Origin of the sequence: Acidiphilium sp. PM (genome assembly GCF_000219295.1) — a bacterium.
GTDB lineage: Bacteria > Pseudomonadota > Alphaproteobacteria > Acetobacterales > Acetobacteraceae > Acidiphilium > Acidiphilium multivorum.
This window is the reverse complement of record NZ_AFPR01000329.1, coordinates 1-4,769: the sequence shown is the minus strand read 5'-3', so window position 1 is coordinate 4,769 and position 4,769 is coordinate 1. Positions and strand designations below refer to the sequence as shown.

Annotated in this window: 4 protein-coding genes; 3 read left to right on the top strand and 1 reads right to left on the bottom strand. The window is 69.2% G+C overall.

The window, feature by feature from the left end:
• The 3 genes from APM_RS12260 to APM_RS12250 all read left to right on the top strand — a co-directional run.
• Positions 1–333, top strand: a 333-nt coding sequence (locus APM_RS12260; RefSeq protein ID WP_007423698.1) for a helix-turn-helix transcriptional regulator, incomplete at its 5' end; no start/stop codon positions are given.
• Positions 334–354: 21 nt separating this feature from the next.
• Positions 355–1,905 carry an amino acid permease gene (locus tag APM_RS12255; RefSeq protein ID WP_007423697.1) on the top strand — a complete coding sequence of 517 codons (1,551 nt, stop codon included), beginning with the start codon at positions 355–357 and terminating at the stop codon, positions 1,903–1,905.
• Positions 1,886–3,346, top strand: coding sequence for a gamma-aminobutyraldehyde dehydrogenase (locus APM_RS12250; protein WP_007423696.1), 1,461 nt, complete (start codon positions 1,886–1,888; stop codon positions 3,344–3,346). Before APM_RS12255 ends, APM_RS12250 begins: the two co-directional genes overlap by 20 nt.
• A 23-nt stretch (positions 3,347–3,369) precedes the next feature.
• Here the strand turns inward: APM_RS12250 and APM_RS12245 are convergent.
• A partial coding sequence (locus APM_RS12245) for an aldehyde dehydrogenase family protein (protein WP_007423695.1) occupies positions 3,370–4,769 on the bottom strand: 1,400 nt, incomplete at its 5' end.

The following is a 4,769-nucleotide window of genomic DNA, read 5'->3' as shown; positions in this document are numbered from 1 at the left end:
CTGCTGCCCGAGGGGCCGGCCGGGATCGACCGGGTGGCCGCAAGCCTCGGCCTGCCGCGCTGGACGCTGCAGCGCCGGCTCGCCGAACACGGAATCACCTATTCGGAATGCATCGACCAGGTGCGGGCGCGGCTGGCGCTGATGTACCTCGCCGAGCCGCATCTCTCGATCGCCGCGGTCGCCGAACTGCTCGGCTATTCCGAGGTGAGCGCCTTCTCGCGGGCCTGCCGCCGGTTGCACGGCGCCTCGCCCGAGACGGTGCGCCGCAAGCTCGGCGCCCGCGCGATGCCTGACAGCACGACCGGGCGGCCAAGCCCGGCACACACGGCCTGACGGTCAACATGGGAGACGGAGATGTCGAACAACCAGGATGAGGCGCGGATCCTCGCCGAGGATACCGCAACGCTGCACAAGATGGGCTATGCGCAGGAACTCTCCAGGCGCATGCACGGATTTTCCAACTTCGCCATCGCCTTTTCGATCATCTGCATCCTTGCGGGCGGAATCACCTCGTTCCAGGCGGCGTTCTCGGCCGCCGGGCCGGGGGGCGTGTTCGTCGGCTGGATCGTGGGGTCGATCTTCTCGATGGTGATCGCGCTGTCGATGGCGCAGATCGCCTCCGCCTATCCGACGGCCGGCGCGCTCTATCACTGGTCCTCGATCCTCGGCGGACGCGGCTGGGGCTGGGCGACCGCCTTCGTCAACCTGCTCGGGCTGATCTTCGTCGTCGCCTCGGTGAATGTCGGCGCCTACGATCTGTTCACCAGCCTGATCCTCGGCAACATGTTCCATATCGACACGTCGCACTGGGGGTTCTGGCAGCAGACCATCGCGGTCATCCTCATCACCGCGAGCCAGGGCGCGTTCAACCACATGGGCATCCGCACCACCACGCGGTTGACCGATTTCTCCGGCTACCTGATCTTCTTCATCGCCATCGTGCTGACCATCGCGATGCTGGTGGGCGCGCAGCATTACGATTTTTCGCGGCTGTTCACCTTCATCAACTATTCCGGCAAGGCCGGCGGCGGGGTGGTGCCGCATAGCGGCAACCTGTTCTATCTCTTCATGCTCGGCCTGCTGCTGCCGCTCTATACCATCACCGGGTTCGACGGCGCGGCCCACACCTCGGAAGAGACGGTGAACGCAAGGCGCACCGTGCCGCGCGGGATCATCAATTCGGTGTTCTGGTCGTTCGCGTTCGGCCTGGTGATGGAGGCCTCGATCCTGCTGGCGATGCCGGATCTCGGCAAGGCGGCGGCGCAGGGCGGCAACGTGTTCTTCAACCTGCTCGCCGGGCTGCCGGTGATCCTGCCGGTGAAATACCTGCTCTATGTCGGCATCGTCGTCGCCAACTATCTCTGCGCGCTGGCGGGCGTGACCTCGACCTCGCGGATGATCTTCGCCTTCGCCCGCGATGGCGGGCTGCCGGGCCACGCGATCTGGCGGCGGGTGAGCCCGACGCACCGCACGCCGGTCGGCGCGATCTGGCTGACGGCGGTGCTCTCCGTCGCGGCCACGCTGTATTCGCCGGCCTTCGCGGCGCTGGCGGCGGGCTGCGCGATGTTCCTCTACATCTCCTACGCCATGCCGGTCGCGGCCGGGCTGCTGGCGGAGGGCAAGACCTGGACCGAGTTCGGCCCGTTCCGCCTCGGCGCGCTCTCGAAGCCGCTTGCGGTCATCTCGATCATCGGCGTGTTCGTGCTGATCTATATCGGCATCCAGCCGCCCAACAATATCCTGATCACCTACGGTCTCGGCCTGATCGTGCTGATGCTGGTGCTCTGGTTCGGCGTGGCGCGGGTGCGCTTCCCCGGCCCGCCGATCAGCCGCGAGGCGATCGCGAGCCGGGCGGCGGAAATCGCGGCCGAGGAACGCGCGGTCCATGAAGGGACGGGAGGCTGAGATGGTTGCATCCCTGCCCACGCAACTGCTGATCGGCGGCGCGTTCGAGGCGGGCGCGGGCGCGCCGGTGCCGGTGGTCAATCCCCGGACCGGCGCCGTCATCGCCGAGATCGCCGAGGCGGATGCCGGCCAGGTGGCCCGCGCGGTGGAAGCCGCCGGGCGCGCCTTTCCGGCCTATGCGGCGCTGCCGCCGGCCGAGCGCGCGGCGATGCTGCTGCGCCTCGCCGATGCGATCGAGGCCGAGGCGGAGGACTTCGCCGCGCTGGAGGCGCTGAACTGCGGCAAGCCGCGCCCGGCCGTGCTGCGCGACGAGATGCCCGCCATCGTTGACTGTTTCCGCTTCTTCGCCGGCGCCGCCCGCTGCCTGTCGGGCAGTGCGGCGGGCGAGTATCTCGCCGGACATACCTCGATGATCCGGCGCGATCCGGTCGGCCCGGTCGCGCAGATCGCCCCGTGGAACTATCCGCTGATGATGGCGGCGTGGAAGATCGCCCCGGCACTCGCCGCCGGCAACACGGTCGTGCTCAAGCCCTCGGAACTGACGCCGCTGACCGCGCTGAAGCTCGCCCGGATCGCCGCCGGCATCCTGCCCGAGGGCGTGCTCAACGTGATTTCGGGCCGCGGGCCGAGCACTGGCCAGGCGCTGATCGACGCGCCGGGGATCGCGATGATCTCGCTGACCGGCTCGATCGGCACCGGCGAGCGGGTGATCCAGGCGGCCTCGGCCTCGATCAAGCGCACCCATCTCGAACTCGGCGGCAAGGCGCCGGTGATCGTCTTCGACGACGCCGATATCGACGCCGCCGTCGCCGCGGTGCGGGACTTCGGATACTACAATTCCGGGCAGGACTGCACGGCGGCCTGCCGGGTCTATGCCGGTGCGAAGGTCTATGACCGGTTCGTGGCCGACCTCGCTTCGGCGGTGACGCAGCTCCGCTACGACCGGGCGGATGATTCGGAGAACGATATCGGCCCGGTGATCTCGGCGCGCCAGCGCGAGCGGGTGGGCGGCTTCGTCGCCCGCGCGGCGGCGCTGCCGCATGTCGAGGTCGTCGCCGGCGGGCGCGATGCGGCGGGGAGCGGCTTCTACTACGAACCCACCGTGGTTGCCGGTGCGGCGCAGGACGACGAGATCGTGCGCCGCGAGGTGTTCGGCCCCGTCGTGTCCGTCACGCGCTTCACCGATCCCGAACAGGCGATCGTCTGGGCGAACGACTCCGATTATGGCCTCGCCTCGTCGGTCTGGACGCGCGATGTCGGGCGGGCGATGCGCCTGGCCGCCGGGCTGCGCTATGGCGCGACCTGGGTGAACTGCCACTTCATGCTCGCCAACGAGATGCCGCATGGCGGGCTGAAGCGGTCAGGCTACGGCAAGGATCTCTCCGCCTACGCGCTCGAGGACTATACCGTGGTCCGCCACGTCATGGTCCGGCTGGACTGATCCCGCCCGCGCCGGACGATGCGTCAGGGTGCTTTTTTCAGGTGGAAGGATTTCGGCCGGGTGAGATGCTCGAAGCCGATCCGCGAGAGGGTGCAGCCGCGGCCGGAATCCTTGACGCCGACCCAGGCCAGCGCCGGGTCGAGATAGTCGCAGCGGTTCATGAACACGGTGCCGGTCTCGATCTCGCCGCCGATGCGCGTCGCGGCCTCGACGTCGCGCGTCCAGACCGAGGCGGTGAGGCCATAGGGGCTGTCGTTCATCAGGCCGATCGCCTCCGCGTCCGAGGCGACCTTCATGATGCCGACGACCGGGCCGAAGCTCTCGCTGCGCATCACGTCCATCCGGTGATCGACATTCACCAGCACCTGCGGCGCGAGATAGGGCGTGCCGGGCCGGCTTTCGGGGAACCGCGCCTCGTCGATCAGCGCGGTGGCGCCGGCGGCGAGGGCTTCGGCGATCTGCCCGCGCACGAAATCGGCCCCGGCGGCGTTGACCATCGGGCCGAGCGTGGTTGCGGGGTCGAGCGAATGGCCGAGGCGATAGGCGTTGGTGGTCTCGACGAAGCGGGCGATGAAGTCGTCATACACCGCGGCGTCGACATAGATGCGCTCGATCCCGCAGCAGGACTGGCCGGAATTGAAGAAGGCGCCGTCGACCAGGTTGTCGGCGGCGTGGACGATGTCGGCATCGCGGCGGACATAGGCGGGGTCCTTGCCGCCGAGTTCGAGGCCGATGCCGGCGAAGCGGTCGGCGGCGGCGCGGACGACGCGATGGCCGGTCGCCACCGAGCCGGTGAAGGCGATGAAATCGACGCGCGGATCGCGGATCACCGCCTCGGCGTCGGCATTGGCGAGGTGGAGCACCTGGAAGACGTGCTCGGGCAGGCCGGCGGCGGCGAAGGACGCGGCGAAACGCTCGGCGCAGAGCAGCGTCTGCGAGGCCTGTTTCAGCACCACGGCGTTGCCGGCGAGCAGCGCGGGGACGACGCTGTTGACGGTGATCAGATAGGGATAGTTCCAGGCGCCGATGACGAAGACGACGCCGAGCGGCTCGCGGGTGATGAACCGCTCGAAGCCGGCGACCGGCGCGGGCCGGACCGGCGCGAGCGACTCCGCGGCAAGCGAGATCATCATCCGCGCGCGTTCGGCGACACCGCGGATTTCTCCCGGTGTCTGGCTTACCGGCCGTCCCATCTGCGCGCTGATCTCGGCGGCGATCGCAGCACCATTGGCGGTGAAATGCGCGACGAAGCGCTCGCAGATCGCCATGCGCTCGGCGAGGCCGACGCGCCGCCAGGCCTTCTGCGCGGCGGCGGCCCGCTCCAGCGCCTGCTCGATCTCCGCCGGCCCGGCAAGGGCGCGGGCGGCGACCTCGGTGCCGTCGGCGGGGGGAGAGGATGCGGTGAATCCGGGGATGCTCGGCC

Excerpts from the sequence above, each read along its gene's own strand:
- APM_RS12255 (WP_007423697.1), top strand. The coding sequence starts at position 355 with ATGTCGAACAACCAGGATGAGGCGCGGATCCTCGCCGAGGATACCGCA.
- APM_RS12250 (WP_007423696.1), top strand. The coding sequence starts at position 1,886 with ATGAAGGGACGGGAGGCTGAGATGGTTGCATCCCTGCCCACGCAACTG.